General features: G+C 71.5%; 16 protein-coding genes. 8 read left to right on the top strand and 8 right to left on the bottom strand.

All coding sequences use genetic code 11. The annotated features are described in order from the left end of the window. Positions 1–248: 248 nt before the first annotated feature. From AB0K21_RS15130 to AB0K21_RS15105, 6 genes are all read right to left on the bottom strand, one after another. Positions 249–842 (bottom strand): GNAT family N-acetyltransferase, encoded by a 594-nt coding sequence (locus AB0K21_RS15130; protein WP_364150216.1) that lies wholly within the window; start codon positions 840–842, stop codon positions 249–251. After that, the gene (locus AB0K21_RS15125; RefSeq protein WP_343965806.1) at positions 839–2,311 is read right to left on the bottom strand and encodes an APC family permease; all 1,473 of its coding nucleotides are present in this window, start codon (positions 2,309–2,311) and stop codon (positions 839–841) included. Before AB0K21_RS15125 ends, AB0K21_RS15130 begins: the two co-directional genes overlap by 4 nt. Positions 2,312–2,339: 28 nt before the next feature. Continuing rightward, positions 2,340–2,975 (bottom strand): GPP34 family phosphoprotein, encoded by a 636-nt coding sequence (locus AB0K21_RS15120; RefSeq protein WP_343965804.1) that lies wholly within the window; start codon positions 2,973–2,975, stop codon positions 2,340–2,342. Between the two features lie 427 nt (positions 2,976–3,402). Further along, positions 3,403–3,534 carry a hypothetical protein gene (locus AB0K21_RS15115; protein WP_343965802.1) on the bottom strand — a complete coding sequence of 44 codons (132 nt, stop codon included), beginning with the start codon at positions 3,532–3,534 and terminating at the stop codon, positions 3,403–3,405. Between the two features lie 82 nt (positions 3,535–3,616). Then, positions 3,617–4,390: a MerR family transcriptional regulator gene (locus AB0K21_RS15110; protein ID WP_364150211.1), complete on the bottom strand. Its 774-nt coding sequence runs from the start codon at positions 4,388–4,390 to the stop codon at positions 3,617–3,619. A 342-nt stretch (positions 4,391–4,732) separates the two neighbouring features. Beyond that, on the bottom strand, positions 4,733–5,926 hold the full coding sequence (locus AB0K21_RS15105) for an esterase-like activity of phytase family protein (RefSeq protein ID WP_343965797.1): 1,194 nt from the start codon (positions 5,924–5,926) through the stop codon (positions 4,733–4,735). A 329-nt stretch (positions 5,927–6,255) separates the two neighbouring features. On the opposite strand from AB0K21_RS15105, the gene AB0K21_RS15100 reads away from it, so the two are divergent. The 4 genes from AB0K21_RS15100 to AB0K21_RS15085 all read left to right on the top strand — a co-directional run bounded on the left by AB0K21_RS15100 (position 6,256) and on the right by AB0K21_RS15085 (position 10,358). Beyond that, the gene (locus AB0K21_RS15100) at positions 6,256–6,507 is read left to right on the top strand and encodes a hypothetical protein (protein ID WP_343965794.1); all 252 of its coding nucleotides are present in this window, start codon (positions 6,256–6,258) and stop codon (positions 6,505–6,507) included. Between the two features lie 407 nt (positions 6,508–6,914). Beyond that, a complete protein-coding gene (locus AB0K21_RS15095) occupies positions 6,915–7,472 on the top strand; it encodes a helix-turn-helix domain-containing protein (RefSeq protein WP_343965792.1) in 558 nt (185 codons plus the stop codon). Beyond that, positions 7,465–8,346: an SRPBCC domain-containing protein gene (locus AB0K21_RS15090; protein WP_364150206.1), complete on the top strand. Its 882-nt coding sequence runs from the start codon at positions 7,465–7,467 to the stop codon at positions 8,344–8,346. The genes AB0K21_RS15095 and AB0K21_RS15090 overlap by 8 nt, the downstream gene beginning before the upstream one ends. A gap of 98 nt (positions 8,347–8,444) precedes the next feature. Beyond that, on the top strand, positions 8,445–10,358 hold the full coding sequence (locus AB0K21_RS15085; RefSeq protein WP_364150203.1) for a helix-turn-helix transcriptional regulator: 1,914 nt from the start codon (positions 8,445–8,447) through the stop codon (positions 10,356–10,358). 19 nt (positions 10,359–10,377) lie between these two features. Here the strand turns inward: AB0K21_RS15085 and AB0K21_RS15080 are convergent, their stop codons facing one another. Further along, a complete protein-coding gene (locus AB0K21_RS15080) occupies positions 10,378–13,005 on the bottom strand; it encodes a CHAT domain-containing tetratricopeptide repeat protein (protein ID WP_364150200.1) in 2,628 nt (875 codons plus the stop codon). Between the two features lie 136 nt (positions 13,006–13,141). On the opposite strand from AB0K21_RS15080, the gene AB0K21_RS15075 reads away from it, so the two are divergent. The 4 genes from AB0K21_RS15075 (at position 13,142) to AB0K21_RS15060 (ending at position 16,362) form a co-directional block, all read left to right on the top strand. Further along, complete coding sequence (locus AB0K21_RS15075; RefSeq protein ID WP_364150197.1) at positions 13,142–14,590, top strand: S8/S53 family peptidase; 1,449 nt, start codon at positions 13,142–13,144, stop codon at positions 14,588–14,590. A gap of 66 nt (positions 14,591–14,656) precedes the next feature. Continuing rightward, positions 14,657–15,232: a sigma-70 family RNA polymerase sigma factor gene (locus AB0K21_RS15070; protein WP_343965779.1), complete on the top strand. Its 576-nt coding sequence runs from the start codon at positions 14,657–14,659 to the stop codon at positions 15,230–15,232. Further along, positions 15,229–15,660, top strand: coding sequence for a hypothetical protein (locus AB0K21_RS15065; protein WP_364150194.1), 432 nt, complete (start codon positions 15,229–15,231; stop codon positions 15,658–15,660). The genes AB0K21_RS15070 and AB0K21_RS15065 overlap by 4 nt, the downstream gene beginning before the upstream one ends. 117 nt (positions 15,661–15,777) lie before the next feature. Then, a complete protein-coding gene (locus AB0K21_RS15060) occupies positions 15,778–16,362 on the top strand; it encodes a hemerythrin domain-containing protein (protein ID WP_343965775.1) in 585 nt (194 codons plus the stop codon). Positions 16,363–16,408: 46 nt separating this feature from the next. On the opposite strand, the gene AB0K21_RS15055 is transcribed toward AB0K21_RS15060, so the two are convergent. Further along, positions 16,409–17,767: an iron-containing redox enzyme family protein gene (locus tag AB0K21_RS15055; RefSeq protein ID WP_364150191.1), complete on the bottom strand. Its 1,359-nt coding sequence runs from the start codon at positions 17,765–17,767 to the stop codon at positions 16,409–16,411. Between the last annotated feature and the right edge of the window lie 246 nt (positions 17,768–18,013).

The following is an 18,013-nucleotide window of genomic DNA, read 5'->3' as shown; positions in this document are numbered from 1 at the left end:
ACGGCGCCACGCCGCCCCGCCTCGTCGACGACGGGGGTTCCTCGCCTCGCCGACGGTCCCTTAACGCAGGTGGAAGAAGAAGATCATGGAACGAATGCTAGCAGCCCGATCAGTGCCGTATCCGCCCAAGGGGAGCACATCACACTCGTACGACACCGGCCGGACCGGCCCGGACGCGACGGCCCGCACGGTTCGGCCCGCCCGCGCCTCGGGTCCGGTCGCGACACCGTGACCGCCGGGAGGCCCGGTCAGAGGTTCGGCGGGCGCCACATCGGGAACATCGGCGGGCCGTCGGGCATGAACATCGGGTCGCCGAGGTCCTGATAGCCGTGGCGCAGGTAGAGCCTGCGGCTGCGGGTGCTGCTGGCCTCCAGGTACGCGGGTATGCCCGCCTCGTCGAGCCCGCGGTGGTACTCCCCGAGCAGCCGGGTCCCCGTCCTCCGTCCCTGGTGCCCGGGGAGTACGGCGAGGAACGCCAGGTAGTGGTGCGGGTCGTGGGGGTGGCGCTTGTCCATCACCTCCCCCATCTGCCCGATGCGCTCCGCGTGGGGACCGGCGAACGCCTCCACCCGGGCGTCCCGGTCGGGAATTTCGGGAAGCGGCTCGGCGCCTTTGTGAAACCAGACGGCCACGGCGGACATGTCGGCCGTCGCGTAGACCTCGCCGTGGACGAGGGCGCTCTCGGTGACCATGGAGAAGAAGGGGGGCATCACCCGGCGGCGGTCGTCGTCCGGCGGGATCATCCAGGCCGAGATCTCCTGCTCGTGGAAGGAGGTGGCGATGATCGCACCAATGGTCTCGGCGGCTCCGGGAGTGTTCCGAACGCGAATGATCTCTGTCATTCGGTCCCTCCCACGGCCGCCTGGGCGCCCCGCCCGATGTTCGCGTACACCTTCGGCCGGTTGGCCCGCAGGGCGAGTCCCCACATGACGCCGAGCCCCACGGCGACGAAGTAGACGGCGGGCATGATCCAGCGCAGCGGAGAGTCGGGGGCCACGCCGAGCACGGTGTCGAAGTTGACCATGACGAGCACGATGACCACGATCAGCAGGACCGAGGAGACACCCGGGGCGATCCTGGTCCGCCAGGCGTTCTCCTCCTTGGGATTCTTGCTGAAGAAGACCAGCACGGAGATCGAGGTGGCCGCCAGCATCATGAGCAGTCCCAGGCCACCGAACGATCCGACGGTGAAGAACAGCTGGACGACCGGATCCAGGCCGAAGAGCGCGTATATGACGATCGTGACCAGCCCGATGACACTCTGCGCCACCGAGCCGTTGACCGGGGCACCGGTCCGGGGGGAGGTACGGCCGAAGGTCTCGGGCAGCACCCTCTCCCTGCCGAGGGCGAAGACGTAGCGGGAGATCGTGTTGTGGAAGGCGATCAGCGCGGCGAAGAGGCTCGTCACGAAGAGGAGGGAACCGATGGTGGCGACGGTCGCCCCCAGGTGCTGCCCGGCCAGGTTGAACAGGAGGGCCGAACTCTGCTCGCGCGTGGCCTCGACGATCTTGTCCGAGCCGATCGGCACGGTCATCGCCCAGGACGACAGCGCATAGAGGCCGGAGATGACGGCGAGTGCGATGTAGGTCGCGATCGGCACCGTGCGCCTCGGGTCCTTGGTCTCCTCGGAGAACACCACCGACGACTCGAAGCCCGCGAAGGACGCGATGCAGATCGCGACCACCGCTCCGATCCCGGGGACGAAGAGGTTCGACGGGTCGAAGACGTCGAGGCTGTAACCCGAGGCCGCCGGGTTGATCAGGTCCGCGATGTCGAACACGACGACGACGGCTATCTCCGTCAGCAGCAGGACCGAAAGGACCTTCCCGTTCACGTCGACCCGCATGAGGCCGAGCACCCCGGTCAGCACCCAGGCGACCAGCCCGATGACCCACCAGGGCGGAGAGCTTCCGAACCAGTCGGCGATCAGCGGCTGGGCGGCCGCACCGATCATGCCGTAGAGACCAACCTGGAGCGCGTTGTAGGCCAGCAACGCGACCCACGCGGTCGCCACACCCACCGGCCTGCCGAGCCCTTTCGCGGTGTACGCGTAGAACGCCCCGGCGTTGACGACGTAACGGGCCATCGTCACGTAGCCGACGGCGAACAGGCCCAGGATGGCTCCGAGCAGGATGAAGGCGAGCGGCACGCCGATCACGCCGGTCGCGGCGTAGGCGGCGGTCACCGAGCCACCGATGACGGTCAGCGGCGCCGCCGCCGAGATGACGAAGAACACCACCGACGGCACACCGAGGCGGTCCTGGGCGAGCGCGGCGGAAACGGCGCTGGCCCTTCGTTCTGTCACGGACATTGGGATCCTTGAAATGAGGGGGGTGGGTTCACCGGCGGCTGATGACGGAGTCACCTACGGCAGCCTCGGTCTGGGCGATCAGTTCCTGGAGCGGCGCCGGGAGGGCGGCGATCGAATCGGAGAGGTATCTCGGGTTCTGCTCCCACAGGACGAGCTGGTTGCCGCCGGTCGCGACGAGCAGCCCCAGCAGGACGCCGTCCTGGACGCTGAGTGGCTCACGGCGTTGGATCGCCAGGTTGACGCGTCCGCCGGGCCACGCCGCGATGTTCACGTCGACCGGCACCTGCCTCCGCGACGGGCGTCTGCCGGGCGGGCGCAGCAGCCCGCCGGCGGTCATCCGGGCCGCCACGTCGGCGCGTGCCGTGCGGGCGAGGAACTGCAACCAGGTACGGAAACGGTGTGCGGGTTCGGCGACGACGTGGCCCAGGGCGGTCCTGGTGAGCGCGTCCTCGGGCGGCGCCGCGTCGAGAACGACGAGCCCGATCTGCCCCGCCGCCAATCCCACGGTTATCCGCCCGGCGAGCATCAGTTCTCCCAGGATGGCGGCGGCCAGCCCCAGACCGGTCAGGCGGGCATGAAGCCTCATCCGGCCGGTCGCATTGTCATGCATGACAAAGAACAGGTCGTCAGCCAGTCGGGATCCTGAAAGATCAACTTCAGCCACGAACGGCGATCGTATAGGTAAATTGTTAAATCTGCCATTACGCGAATAAAGTTCTGCCGCGTAGCGGATGGCTCCGAGCGGGAATCGGAGAAAAGGAAGTCGCCCACCCACGACCGAGGCGGCAATGGCCGGAACCCCGGGCCGGAAAGCTCCCGGGAGGGTGCGGACGCCCCCTACCGGAGACCAGTGATCACCTGGATGACCTGGTACGCAAAGAAGAAAACCCGCCTCACGCCGGCAGCGCGAAGCGGGTCTTCGAAGGTTTTTCCCCGCCGGGAAAATCCAGCCGAGCGAGCCGCGCGGAGCGGGAATCAGCGGGACCCGGGCAATTAGTGTCGGTCTTTAATGCGGAAAGTTACACCGGCCAGGGACCGGAATGGCGCGGTAACGGCTTCCGCACACCCGGTGTCGAATCACGGCCACGGCTTCAGGCGGCGCGAACGGGCTGCCGGAGTACGGTCAGCATCTTCTCCGGGTCGGTCTCCCCCGTGTCGGACAGGTAGGTCTCGTGGTACAGGCCGTTCCGGACCAGCCCCTCGCTCCGCATCAGCACGTCCATCCTGGCGAGGGTCTTCGGACCGAGAGGCCGCGCACGGGACCGAACTCCACCACTTCGGGATCGTCCGCGGCCGAATACCAGTTCATTCCGGGTCCTCCAGTTTGATCATCAGATGGGTCACCAGCCGGTTCTGCGGCGTGGTGACGGGATTGGAGACGTACACCTCGCGCAGCGGGCCTTCGGGCGTGTGCCCGCGCTCGCCCACCCAGGCGAGCAGCGCGTGCGCGGTGAGCGGGATCTGGTCGTAAGGACCGACGTGCGTCACCGAGGCGTACAGGCCGCCGGGCAGCACGTCCGGGGACGTCCCCGGCACGTCCTCGGACGTCTCCACGGTGACGGCCACGGCGAGTTCCCGCGTGAGATCCAGCGGGAACAGCCCGATCAGCAGCCCCTTCGGGGTGCCCACGGCGGCGAGCAGCCGGGCCACGCACGCCGAGGTGGCGACGCCGATCCGGTCCGGCGTCGCGATGTCCCTGACGACGGCCACCCGCCGGGCGGGCTCACGGACCACCGTCACCTCCGGCCGGGGCAGACCGTCTGCGAGGATGCGTTCGAGCGCGGCGAAGTTGCGCTCGCGGCGCGCCAGATCGGCCTCCATCCGGTCGCGTACGCCACCGAGCGCACCCGTGTCGCCGGCCAGCACCCGCCCGATCGAGGTAAGGGGTACGTCGATGGAGCGGAGCAGGCCGATCAGCATCGCGGCGCGCGCCTGGTCCGGCCGGTAGTAGCGGTAGCCGGTGTCCGGATCGACGTGGTCCGGGGTCAGCAGGCCCAGCTCGTCGTAGTGACGCAACTGCTTGACGCTGAGCCGGCAGAGCCTCGCGAACCGCCCGATCGGCAGGTATGCCTCGTTCACGCCATCAGCTCCAGCGAGGGGACTGCCGGATTCGCCTGGCAGGGGAATCGCCTCCTTGACACGGTTTCCGGGTTCGAAACGGGCAGGGCTTGTCCGTCGCCTACCTCAGCCGAGGGAAGCGAGAAGCCGTTCCTCTCGGGAGCGGAGGAGTCACCAGCATGGAGGCTCCCACAGTGGGAGAGTCCAACCGGGCGAGAAGCGGGCGAGCCGGAGATCGCATCCGGGCGCGCAGTGGCCTCACGCGGCCGCTCATGGAGCGGCGCGGCCGGGACCCGTGTCACGGGTCCCGGCCGCGCCGGGGTCTTTCAGAGCCCGGGTCCGGGCGGCCTCACCTCGCGGCGGTCAGCAACCCCTGGCCGCGAAGGCCAGGAACTGGGTGACCTCCTGCTCGCTGAAGTTGTCGTCGGAACCGATCACCAGCGTGCACTCGCCGTTGCGCAGGCGCGGTCCCCAGGCGAGGCTCTCCAGGTTCTGCACCGGTGTCCGCACCGTGCTGAGGTCGGAGACCAGGCGCTTGGAGACCGGGCGGTACGGGCGGCCGGTCGACAGGCTGTCCCTGCTCAGCACGTTCGTGGCACCGCGCAGGTCGATCTCGTACAGCTTGACCTTGTAGTTGACGCCCTCGATCCAGGAGCGTTCGAGGGCGAGGTAGCGGTAGTCGTCGATCGCCAGGATCTCCGAGACGCCGCTGTCGGACTGGCCGGTCGGCGGGATCGGCGCCGCCGGCAGCGGGTCGATCGGGTAGACGTACTGCCCGCGCGGCCTGCCGTCGCGGCTCCACACGGTGATGCGGGCCGGGGCGCCCTTGGTGGCGGTCGGCGGCTCGCCGTCCTCGTACCTGGGCCCCTCGGTGACCGCCGTGATGGTGCGCGCCGTGGAGGTCAGGCCCTCGAAGCCGAAGTTGCGCCGGGGGCCGCTGTCGGTGGCGGTCATCTTCATGTTGCGGGGGGTCGTCAGCTCTCCGAGGTGGCGGCCCCGGGTGTTGGTCCAGCGGACGAACAGGTCGGAGACCGGGATCTCGGGATGCGTCGCGTCCGGCCGGTCGCCCTCGTGACCCCAGAGCAGCCGGTTGCTCCACCTGTCGTAGCGGATCGTCTCGGGATCGGCGGACCCGGCCCGGCCGTAGGCGGGATAGGGGGTCCCGTCGGGCCGCCGCAGGGTGGTGACCCCGGTGAGGTTCACCCCGGTGAAGGCTCCGGTGACCGGGTTGATGTCAAAGCGGCCGGTGTAGAAGCGGGCCGGGTTGTAGCGCCACCGGTCGTCGGAGATGAGGTACCAGGTGCCGGTACGCGGGTCACGGTCGATGCCGGAGATGCCGCCGACCGTGGTCCCCCGGAACCGCATCTTGTTCGGCAGGCGCTGCTCACCGAGGAAACGGGTGATCCGGACCCCCCTCGTGGGCGCCGCGGCCTCCGACCGGGCGTCCGCCGTCGACCGTCGGGCGTCCGCCGTCGACGCCTGCGCGCCGACGGCCCCGAGGCTGACCGCCGTCGCGATCGCGGCCGTGATCGCCGCGATTCTTCGCGAATTGGCCATATGACTCTCCTCATCCCAGAAAAGATCCCGAAGGACTGGCGGGAATATGAGATCGCGGATTGCTGAAAATATCCACGAGAATCAGCACTTGAATGCTCATTGGCCGCTCAATGACAAGGAAGAATCAGCCATTTTTCCTGTATTTTCAGTTTTGAAGTAAAGGATTACGACAATGCACTTGAAAGCACACGAGAGGGGCATCTCATCACCGCCGATCAGGATGACCCGCCATCCGCCGGACACGGGTTCGGGGGCGCGCGCACGGCGGGAGTACGCTCGAAGGGACACCGACAACCCCGCCGGGTCTATTCCACATCGGACGGCGAACCATGGCGGATATCGAACCCACGTGCGAACTACACCTGCGGATATTCGGCCAGCCTCACGACCTGATGCTGCGCCTGCACGGCCACGAGCCCACCGAGGACGACGTGGCGGGCTGGATGCGGGCCGGCTCCGTGATCAGGCTCCAGGTCACCGAGACGGCGGGCCGGGTCCCGCACACCATGCTGGTGAATTTCAGCAGCGTGGTCTTTGCCTGGATCTGCCCTTACCAGTCCGGCCGGGGGATGAATCCGTGAAGCCGGACCGCCACCCCCAGGCCTCACACAGGTTCGGACAGACGCGATGATGACCGACTAATTAAGCATCTATCGCGATATATACGGGAATGGGCTCCCAATGCCGCTGAAATGGCGCAGAGTCCGCGATCCATTCCGGTGCCGAGCCCCGATGAGGACGACCCTCGGCGCCGGATTCCCGCCCATCCGCCGCCGTGACCGCCGGTGGCGGCTTTCACCATCCGGAGCGACCGGCGCCCCGGCCCACGACCGGGCCGATGACCGGAAGGCGAGGCGGCCGGCCCGCACGGGTGGCCCTCTCGACACCCGCCCGTCCGCGCGATGCGGGCTCGCGACTCCGCCCCGCCGAGGGCGATGCGCCCGATTCATTGACAAAACAAAATTTTACGTACAGGATCGATTTTGCGATGAGGGATGTCCTGTATCTGGAGCAGATCGATCAGGCCGAGGCGCTGCTCAAGCCGCAGCGTATCGAGGTGCTGCGGCGGCTCGCCGAGCCGCGCTCGTGCACCGAGGTGGCGGCCCTGCTCGACCAGACCCCGCAGCGGGTCTACTACCACGTGAAACGCCTGGTGGAGGCGGGCCTGGTGACCCAGGTGTCCGAGCGCAGGGTGCGCGGCATCCACGAGGGCGTCTACCAGGCGAGCGCCCGCTCCTACTGGCTCTCGCCCCGTCTCGTCGGCCGGATCGGCCTGCGCGGAACCCGGGACGAGCTGGGCCTGGGCTACCTGCTCGACCTCATGGAGGAGGTCCAGGCCGATATCGGCGCGCTGGACAGGACCGCGCCCGAGCTGCCGTCCGTCGGCGTGTCCGGCGAGATCCGGGTGCCGCCGGAACGGCGCCAGGAGTTCCTGAGCGACCTCCGGTCCACCCTCCAGGACCTTTTCACCCGCTACGGCGGCACCGAAGGTGACGCTTTCAAGCTCGCCGTGGCCTGCTACCCCAAGGGAGAACCCCGTGAGTGAGCCGATGAGGCTGAACGCACGCGTGGCCGCACCGCTCAAGGCCGTCCACCACGCCCTGACCGACCCGGCCGAGCTACGCGTCTGGCTGGCCGAGCACGCCGAGGTCGAACTGCCGCAACGGTACGAGTTCTGGGGACGCCACACCCCCGAGGGCCACGCGCCCCACCAGCGCCCGTTGCACGTCGACGACCACACGCTGCGCCTGTCGTGGCTGCTCGACGGCGAGGAGACGACGGTCGAGATCCGGCTGGAGGAGGAGAGCGCGGAGTCGACCGCCCTGTCGCTCTCCCAGACCCATTTCGACTACCGGGAGGCGATCTCCGGCAACGGCGGCGTCCTGGGCATGCTGCAGACGTTCTGGTGCCTGTCGATCGCGAACCTGGTCGACCACCTGGAGGGCCGCGAGCTCACCCCGAAGTGCGACTTCACCTCCCCGCGCATGCGGGAGCGGCTCCTCATCGGCGCCTCGCCCCAGGAGGTGTACGACTCGCTCGTCGACTCGGAGAAGTTCAGCCGGTGGTTCGGCTACCGGATCGACATCGAGCCGTATGTCGGCGGGCGCTTCGCCATGGGTGGCTTCGAGGCGGACAGCTCACCTGCGAAGGTCGTCGAGGCGGAGCCGGGGCGCAGGTTCTCCCTGGAGTGGCCGGGTCTCGGCGTCACCACCTGGGAGCTGGAGGGCTCGGACGGCGCGACGCGGCTCACCTTCATGCAGAGCGGCTTCGACGAGGGCAACCCCCCGTACGCCGGGTGGATGGGCTGGCTCAGCGGCGTCGCCGAGCTGTGCCGCTTCCACGAGCTGAGCGACTGGCAGCCGATCTGGTTCGATTTCGAGCCTCCCACCCTGCCTGAGGAGACCACCGCGACCAGGTGACCGCGCGCCCTTGGGCCCGCGTACCGGCGAAAGGGCCGGCATCCTCGGTTCACTCGGCTCCGCGTGTATCACCGGCGGGCGGCGCGCCTCATATCGCTGTGAGAAACCCACGGTCCCCCTGGCCGTTCACGGCCAGAGCTGAGGAGCTTGATCTCGTACGGCGAAACCTCTCCGCCGGCCGCCGGGGGATCGTCGTGACCGGTGCGGCGGGCAGCGGCCGGAGCCGCCTGACCGCCGAGGCCGTACCCGAGGCGATGCGTGACTCGGTGCTCGTCGTGGACGACGCCCATCTGCTCGACGACGCCTCGGCCGCGCTCGTCCACGAGCTGGCACTCGGCGGGCGCACCCGCCTGCTCGTCACGGTCAGGGAGGGCGAGCCCGCGCCGGAGGGCGTCTCCAGGCTCTGGACGGAGAACCTGCTGCCGCGCCTGGCACTGACCCCCTTGACGGAGCGCGCCTGCGCCGAACTGCTGGCGCGGGCGGTGGGCGGCTACGTGGACGCCCTCACCGTCCGGCGCCTGTACCGGGCGAGCCGCGGCGACCTGCGGCTGCTGCGCGAGCTGGTCGTCGCCGTGCACGCCGGCGGAGACCTGAGCCACGTGTCGGGCACCTGGACCTGGCGGGGCACGCCGCCGATCACCGCGCGCGTCCGGGAACTGGTGGAGGAGACGATCCGCGACCTCGACACCGAGGAGCGGGAGGCGCTGGAGCTCATCGCGTCCGGCGAGCCGTCGGGCACGGGTGCGCCGAGCGCGGGTGCGGATGTGCCGGGTGCCCTCCTGGCCCCCGCCGTCCTCGAACGCCTGCGGGCGAGGGGGCTCGTCACCGTGGACGACCGGCTCGTCCACCCGCTGCACGGCCCGGTGCTGCGGGCCGCGGCGGCGGAGCCCTGCCACTCGGGCGGGCCTTCCGGCGGGCGAAGGGCCCCGCGGGCCTCCGCGCTGGCGGCCGAGTGCGAGGAACTGGCCGCACGCGCGTACGCGGGACGGCTCGCGGAGATACCCCGGGGCATCGGCGAGCGGATGGCCGAGGACGACACCGGCTGGGACGAGCCCGCGATGCCGGAGTTCTGCGCGCGGCGCGCCCGCGTCGCCCGGCTCCGCGGGGAGACCCGCGAGGCCATGGCCTGGAGCCGCGAGGGACTGCGCCGCTCTCCCCACCACCACGCCTGCCTGGCCGAACTCGCCCACGCCGCCGCCTACGTCGGCGACCTGACGACGGCCTGGCAGGCCCTCTCGCGCGGTCCCGCCCCCGCCGGGGAGGCCCGGACGCGCCCGTGGCCGGTGACCGGCGCACGGCCTCCGGCGCCCGCGGAGAACACCCGGTCGCAGGCGCCCGCCCAGGACCACCGGCCGTGGGCATCCGCCGCCGTACCGGCACGGACCTGGGCACTCGCCGCCGAGGGGGACCTCGACGGCGCCCTGCGGTCCGCGCTCGGCCTCGCCGGAGACGGCCTGTTCGGAGACGACCTGTTCGCCCTGCACGACGTGGTGCGACTCGGCTCCCCAGAGCTGGTCGCCGACCGGCTCGGGGAACTGGCCGACCGCGCGGAGGGGGACCTCGCTCCCCTGCTGGCGAGGCACGCCCGCGCGCTGGCCCGGCGCGACGGGGACGCCCTGGACAAGGTGGCACGGGGGCTCGCCGACCTCGGCCTGATGCTCCACGCCGCGGAGGCGTCCGCGCACGCCGCCCTCGTCCACCCCGACCGGCGCGCCTCGCAGGCGTCCAGGGACCGGGCCTCGGCACTGGCGGGCGCCTGCCAGGGGGCGCGCAGCTCCGCGCTGGTCAACCTCGCGCTGCCGAGGCTGACCGCCCGCCAGCGGCAGATCGTCAGCCTCGCCGCGGCGGGCCTGACCAACCGGCAGATCGCCGAGCAGCTCACGGTGTCGATCCGCACGGTCGCCAACCACCTGTGCGACGCCTACGCGCGGCTCGGCAGCAGCGACCGCGCTGGCCTGGAAGGGCTCTTCACCGTCGGCCGGCGCGGCGACCGGGCGGGCGGGCACCGGTGAGACGATCCGGCCGAGCGGGTCAGGCCGCTCCGATGGCGGAGAAGGACCAGCCCGTCGCACGGTGGAGCGCGTCGCCGGGCATCGACGACCTGGCGTCGCGCAGGGCCTCGGCCATGCTCAGACCGCGCCGCAGCCCCTCGTGCAGGGCGAGCATCAGCGGCACCACGGCCTCGTCGTCGACCGGCACCGAGCTCGCCACGATCCCGGCCGTGCCCAGCGGCAGCAGCGCCGTGGCGAGGCCGAGCAACTCGTTCGCGCCGACCGGCTGCAGCCTGCCGGAGTCGCAGCTGGACAGCAGGATCCGGTACGGGGCGCTGCGGAGCCGTTCGAGGTCGTGCACGGTGAGCGGGCCGTCGTCCATCCCCAGGGAGGAGAACATCGGGCTGTCGGAGCGGAAGGTGCCGTGCGCGGCGATGTGCGCGAGCCTGCTGCCGTCCAGCGCCGCGAGCACGGCCGAGGTGACCGCGGTGCCGTTCTCCAGCACCGTCGCCTCGCCGTACCCGGCGGCCAGGGGCGGGATCTCGGCACCGCCCGTCGCCAGCCCCGGGCCTCTGACCAGCACGACCCGATCCCGTGACGGCGGCGGCTCGATCCGCCGGGCGCGGAGCCAGGCGCTCGCCGACGGCGACACGCTCAGCACCCGCGTCCCCAGCGCGGGCAGCAGCGCCCAGGGCACGCCGTGCAGCCTGCCCGGCGGTACGACGACCACCGGCCCTTCCCCGAGGTGGCGCACCGCGGGGCCGAGCAGCGACTCCTGGAGGCGGTGCCCGCCGGCTTCGAGGATGGGCAGCCTGGCCGCGGAGCCCCCGTACGCGATCCTGCTGAGGCCCGCGCGGGCGTGGTCGGCGTCGATCGCCGCGTCGGCCAGCCGTCCCGCGGCGAACCTGCGCACCCGGCCCCGGCCGCAGAGCAGGACGTGCAGGTCGCCGTCGACGGCGACGATCTCGATCAGCCACCCGTCACCGAGCTCGTCGAGCAGCAGGTCCACGTCGAAGCGGTGCCCGTCGGTGCCGCCCGCACCGCGCATCCGGAGCGTCCGGTCGCGGATCCCCTTCTCCAGCCGCCGCTGCTCGCGCTCCAACGCGGGGGCGGGGCTGCCTTTCTGCCTCGCCGCCTCGATCCGGCTGCTGATCTCCCGGAAGGCCGTCACGTCGCGCAGCAGCTCGGGATCGTCCGGCGGCCGGGTGGGCGGGATCGCCAGCGCCGTGGCGCGCCAGCGCTCGCTCCAGCCGAGGAACCGGCGGGGGCTCCCTCCGGCGAGGGTCGCCCGCTGCGCGAGCAGGGCCAGCTCCGCCCCCTGCGCGGTGGCCCGCGCCCGCAGCTCCGAGGCGCCCAGCGTCATCCGGTACTCGTCCAGCAGGTCGAGCCCCCGTCGGCAGGCGTCCAGCACGCCGCGGGTCCGCCCCGCCGCCGCCGCCCGCAGTGCCTGCGCCACCCAGCCGTCCACCCGGGCGAAGGCGGGACCGCGTGCCCTGCCCCTGGCCGCGGCGGCCAGGTGCCGTTCGGCCTCGGCGTCGGCGCCGAGGGCGAGGGCGGTGCGACCGGCCAGCAACGACGCCTGGACCGCCTCGGGGGCGCGCAGCTCCGCCAGCCGCAGCGCGACCGCGGCGGCGTCGCGTACCGAACGGCCGGAGATCTCGCCCGCCGCGAACCTGGCCTGGACCAGCACCAGCCGAGCGTGGGCCTGCCACCAGTCGCGGCGCTGACTGGAGAAGAGCCGGACGGCCGTGCCCGCGCGGACGATCGCCGCGTGCGGCTCGCCCACCGCGATCGCGGCCCGCGCGGCGATCAGGAGGAGTTCGGCGCCGCGGGTCGTCTGCCCTCCCGTACGGTTCAGCAGCTCCGTGGCGGCGTCGGCCTCCTCCAGCGCCTCGCGCGCCAGCCCGGCCGCCAGGAGCACCCCGCACCGCCGGATGTGCAGCACGAACATGGGCGTGCCGAGTGCCCGGTAACGGCTCGCCGCCTCGTCGAAGTGGTGCAGCGCCGCGGGGAGGTCGCCGGACCTGAACGCCGCCAGCCCCCTGCTCTCCACCGCGTCGGCCTTGTCGTGCTCCTGGTCGGTGGTGTCCCACAGCCGCTCGGCGGCGACGAAGTCGGCCTCGGCCCGTTCCACGGCCCCCATGGCCAGGTGGACCGTGGCCCTGAGGGTGAGCGCGCGGGCGGTCCAGATCGTGTCCTGTGCCCGGCGCAGGGCGGGGATGGCCCGGCGCAGGTCGTCGAGCGCCTCCCGGTGCCCGCCGAGGACCCACCAGGTGTAGCCGCGCCGGAACAGCGCGCGGGCGCCGGTGAGCCCGCTGCCCCGCTCGACCGCCGTCTCCAGCGCCGCCATCCCCTGCCGGGTACGGCCCGCGTGGACGAGGGCGGCCCCCAGGGTCGACAGCACGTCCGTCTCGCGGTCCGCGGAACCGGACCTGGCCGCCAGGGCGCGGGCCCGCCGGAGATGGCCGATCGCCGTCGTGAGGTCACCGAAGTCGCGCTGCCAGATGCCGATCACCTGGTGGGCGACGGAGGCGTCATGAGAGGAGGGGGCGCCCGCCAGCACGGCCCGCGCTCCGGCCAGCGCGTCGGCGGGACGGGCGAACACCAGGGGCAACAGGTCGAGAGCGTCTCCCGCGGAAGGCGGGATCCGCGGGCTTCCCCCGGTCACGGATCGATGTTAGACGTGATGTGTTCGGAGCGTCCATGCCGCTGTGCTCGTACGCAGGGCTGTATCAACCGGGCGCCCCGCGGCTCATAACCCATGGCGACGTGAGGAATCTCCGACCGAGACAGGAACAGTGAACATGGCACCAGACAGGTTCCAGGAACAGTTCGACCAGATCCAGGCCGCCATGGGAGAGGAGGTCGTGCTCGCGGCGGGCCCGGACGACTCGCCCAGGTTCCTCTATGAGAAGGGCTGTGTTCTCGCCAGGCGGGAGGAGGCCGCCGAGGTCACCCAGGCCATCCGGAGCGCGTTCCGCCGGGATCGTGGCAGTGACCGTGGCGTGGAGCTGCAGGAGGAGGAGAGCCCGAGCGGCGTGTTCAGGATCCGGGTCGGGCCGCTGGACCGTGCGGAGCGCTGGAGCGACCGGGACGTGTCGGACGCGTTGCGGGCCGTCGACGAGCTGGAGCGTGCCAACGGCCGCCGGATGGTGTCCAGGAACCACATCGTGTCCATCGCGGTGAACTGCTGCCCCGGCGACGAGCCGGTACCCGTGGCCCGATGCGGGCCGCCCAACCCGGCGGTGGTCAAGCGGGTCGCGGGCGCGGCGGCCGGCCCGGTGTCCGTCCTGGTGATCGACACGGGACTGGTGGAGAACTACAGGTCGCACCCGTGGATGAGCCTCGTCGAGGGCGAGGGCAAGGAGATCGAGCTGGACTCCGAGGGGATACTCAAGCAGTACGTCGGTCACGGCACCTTCATCGCCGGGCTGATCAGCGCCGTCGCGCCCAGCGCCGCCATCACGGTGAAGGGGGCGCTCGTCAACGCGGGCGCCATCTCCGAGAAGGACCTGGGCGACCTCCTGCTCGGGGAGATGCGGCCGTTGAACAGGTGGCCGGACATCATCAACCTGTCCGCGGGGACCCTGAGCACGGACCACAGGACGCTCATGGGGCTTGAGGGCTTCATGCGGGAGCTGGTGACCGACCACCCGGAGACACTGCTGGTGGCCGCGGCGGGGAACAACGGCAGCGACGAGCGGTTCCATCCCGCGGCCTACGCCGACGACCCCGACTACGCCGGTGCCGTCGTGTCGGTGGGCGCGCTGCGGAAGGACGGCCAGGACCGGGCCTGCTTCAGCGGTCACGGGCCGTGGGTGACGGCGTACGCTCCCGGGGAGCACCTGGTGAGCGCCTTCACCGCGGTGGACGACACCCCGGTGCCCTACGACTACCAGCATTCGACCTACGACCACTGCCGGTACGGCTCCGCCTACGACTGCACCTGCCAGTTCCCTCCGCACCGGGGCGAGCTCAGCGAGAAGATGGCGGCGTCGCCGAACGCGATCCGCGAACGCGTCAGGTTCGACGGGCTGGCGCAGTGGAGCGGCACCTCCTTCTCCGCGCCCCTGGTCGTCGGCATGATCGTCAATCACATGGTGCGGAACAACGTGACCGGCTCCCGGCAGGCCGCCGCCGAGCTCCTGAGCACCCCCCTGTCCGGCAGGGGGGTGCAGGGCCTGCCCGCCCCCGCCCTCGTCCCCTCCACCTGGACGCCGTCGAGCGTGCAAAGTGTCCCGGTCGTGCTCTGAAAACCGGTGCGGCCGAATCGGCCCTCCGTCGTACGATGACAGTCCCGAAGGCAAGGGGACGTCACCGTGGATCGAGACTCGACCGGCATCCTCTTCCGCGCCGCGGTGGACGGGGAGACCGCGGCGTGGAAATCCCTGGTGGAGGGCCTCAGCCCGCTCGTGTGGTCCGTCGTGCGCGCCCACGGACTGAGAGACGCGGACGCACAGGAGGTCTACCAGACGACCTGGTTCCGGCTCGCGCAGAACCTCGCGCGGATCCGCGAGCCGGACAGGGTCGGGGCCTGGCTGGCCAGCACGGCGCGGAACGAGTGCGTCAAGGTGATCAGGACCGCTCGGCGGGTCTCGCCGAGCGACGACCCCGAGGTGTTCGACCGCGCCGCCGACGGTCGTACGCCCGAGCAGGCGGTGGTCGACGCCGAGGAGGCGTCGATGGAGCGGGAGCGGATGCGGGCCATGTGGCAGGCGTTCCAGGAACTGGGAGAGAACTGCCGGCGGCTGCTGCGGCTGCTCATGGCCTCGCCGCCGGTCAGCTACCAGGAGGTGTCGGCGACGCTCGGCATCGCCGTCGGGAGCATCGGGCCGATCAGGCAGCGCTGCCTGCGGCGGCTGCGCGTCCTCCTCGCGGAACGGGGCTTCCGATGAGCGACGACGCGCTTGAGGCGGAGCTGCGCCGCGCCGTCGAGCTGTTCGACCCCGTTCCCTCCGAGCTCCTGCAGGTCGCCGTCGAGGCCTACACGCTCCGCGCGCTCGACGCCGAGCTGGCCGAGCTGGTCTTCGACTCCCTGAGCGGGCCCGCACGGGTGCGGGGCGACAGGGCGCCGCGGATGCTGACCTTCCAGGGTGCGGAGCTGACCGTCGACCTGGAGGTCACCGTGACCGCCGACGGCGGGCGCGTGGTGGGCCAGCTGATGCCGCCGGGTCCCGCGGAGGTCGAGGTCCTCGGGCACCGTCCGGCCACGCTGGCCACCGACGAGCTGGGCAGGTTCGTCCACGACGTCCCGGCCGGGCCCTTCAGCCTCCGCTGCCACCTCGCGGGCGCGACCGTCGTCACCGAGTGGATCACCGTCTGACCGCGGCTTCGCGCGGGCGTCTCCGGGTACGCGGTCACCGGCGCGCGGCCCGTGCCGGGGCGCCTCGGGTTTCGACGCCCGGATGGGGGTAAGCGTTTTGTTGACAAGGGGGGACCTATGAGTGACCACGGGAACGTGCCCGAGCTGATGGACGAGAACGACGTGGTGGACCTGCTGGTACGCCAGCACGTGATGATCAGGGATCTGTTCGACGAGGTGGAGAACGCTCCCGCGGGGAACCGGCGTGCCGAGGCGTTCCAGCGCCTGGTGCGGTTGCTGGCCGTGCACGAGACCGCCGAGGAGGAGGTCGTGCACCCCTACGCGCGCCTCAAGATCGAGGACGGGGACAGCGTGGTCGACGAGCGCCTCACCGAGGAGCGGGAGGCCAAGCAGATGCTCTCCGACCTGGAGAGGCTGGGCGCCGACCATCCCGATTTCCCCGGGCACCTGCAGGTCCTGCGGGCGGCGGTGCTGGCCCACGCCCATGCCGAGGAGAGCCACGAGTTTCCCCGGTTCCGCGCCCAGACGAGCGAGGCCGAGCGCCGGGCCCTGGCCGCCGGGGTGAAGGCGGCCGAGGCGCTGGCGCCGACCCACCCGCATCCGGGCACCGAATCGGCGGTCAAGAACCTGCTGCTCGGGACGCCGCTGGCGCTCGTGGACCGGACCCGCGACGTGATCCGCCAGGCCATGGGCGGGCACTGAGACCGAGGTACGGGCCTCCCCCCGCCGGTACCACCTGGTTCGGTCGTCACGGCCTCGCCGCGCCCACCTCCCGCAGTGACGAGACGCCGCGCCGCCACCGGCTCATGACGTGCTCGGCGAAAAGCCGATCCAGGGTCAGCGCGCAGGCCGCCCCGTACAGGATGTCACCGACCCGCGAGGGGTGCTGCCGTACGAACCCGCCGCACATGTCGTGCGCGGCGGTCCGCTCGTGGACGGCGTCGGCCCGCACCTGCTCGTCGTAGAAACGGCTCGCCGCCTCGCCCGCCCCCAGCCTCCGCAGGCCCCTGGAGTAGCGGCGGTTGGGGACCGAGGAGGTCATCTCGGTGGCCGCCAGGTGGCCGAGCAGCGCTCCGAGGTGGCGCCGGTGGAGCCCGAACAGCGACATCGCGTTGGAGACGGCCAGCGTGATCGCCGGGACCTGGTCGAGGTAGGCACCGTAGGAGTCGTCCATGCCCAGCCGGCGCATGGTGGTCCGGAAGAGCTCGGAGTGCGTCCGCTCGACGTGCCCGCCGCCGTACCGGCCCGCCTGGATCTCCACCAGCGCCGCCTTGGGGCGTCCGCTCAGCCGGGGGATCGCCCAGGTGTGCGGGTCGGCTCCCTTCAGGTGGTGGATCGACCGGTGCGCGACGAACTCGCGGAACTGTGCGAGGTCGGCCTGCCGCTGGAGGAACCCCGGCAGGTCGGGGCCGTCGACGGCGGCGGCCACCAGATCGGTCAGGGCCTGGCTCAGGTGCTCGGGCCGCTGGGCGGGCGGGCACGACACGGCCCGCGCCAGCCCCTCCTCGAACCGTGCCTCCAGGATCTCCCGCACCTCCAGCAGCGAGGGGTTCCACTCCCATCGCTCGTCCACGCCCTCGAAGCCCCGGTGGTGCAGCTCGTAGCAGACGAAGAGTGCCAGCTGCACGTCCTCGTCCGCGAGGACCGGGCCCGCGAAACGGGCGGGGAACGACAGCAGCGGGAGCGACAGGAGGCCGAAGCGGTGCGGTGGGTGTACCAGCCGTTCGAAGAGCAGGGCGCTGATCGGGCCCCGCGCGGCGGGCAGCGCCGGCCGGTCCGGCGGGTCCGTGCGCTCGGCGGGCTTCGAGCGCCCCGGAGGCTTCGCGGGCTTCAGGGATCTCGGGGACCTCTGGGGCCCCGAGGGTCCCGGGGGCTTCGCGGCGCGTGACGGTCCAGACCCGGGAGAGCCCAGCAGTTCGGGGAGACGCGGCTGCCCAGGAGACCTCGGCGTCTTTGGAGCCGCCGAGAGATCCGGGTTCGCCGGGAACCCGGAAGCCGTCAGGGGCCTGCACGCGCCCCCGGGTGAGTCGTTCACCGTGATGCCGCCGTCGTGAACGTCGGCGATGCGCCGCCCGTAGTGAGCGGACGCGTCAAACCCACGCGCCATGCGTCCCCCGTTCGATGCCCCCGATCGGTCCGATGCCCACACCGAAGCCCTCGAAACGCCCCCAAGATCACTCCTTCCTCTCGATGACCTGCAGAAACCACGAAATATATGGATATTTCGCGGGCGCACTCGCGGGAGCGGGCGAGTGCCGGGGCCGGAAACGGGCAGGCGACAGCAACCGAGACAGCACGACGCCGGGGTCATCCGACGGAAAACCCGATGCCCCGGCGCGGGGGGACGGCGAAA

Source organism: Streptosporangium sp. NPDC049248 (genome assembly GCF_040678965.1).
Lineage (GTDB): Bacteria > Actinomycetota > Actinomycetes > Streptosporangiales > Streptosporangiaceae > Streptosporangium > Streptosporangium fukuiense.
The sequence above is the reverse complement of the archived record's forward strand: the minus strand, read 5'-3'. Positions and strand labels throughout refer to the sequence as shown.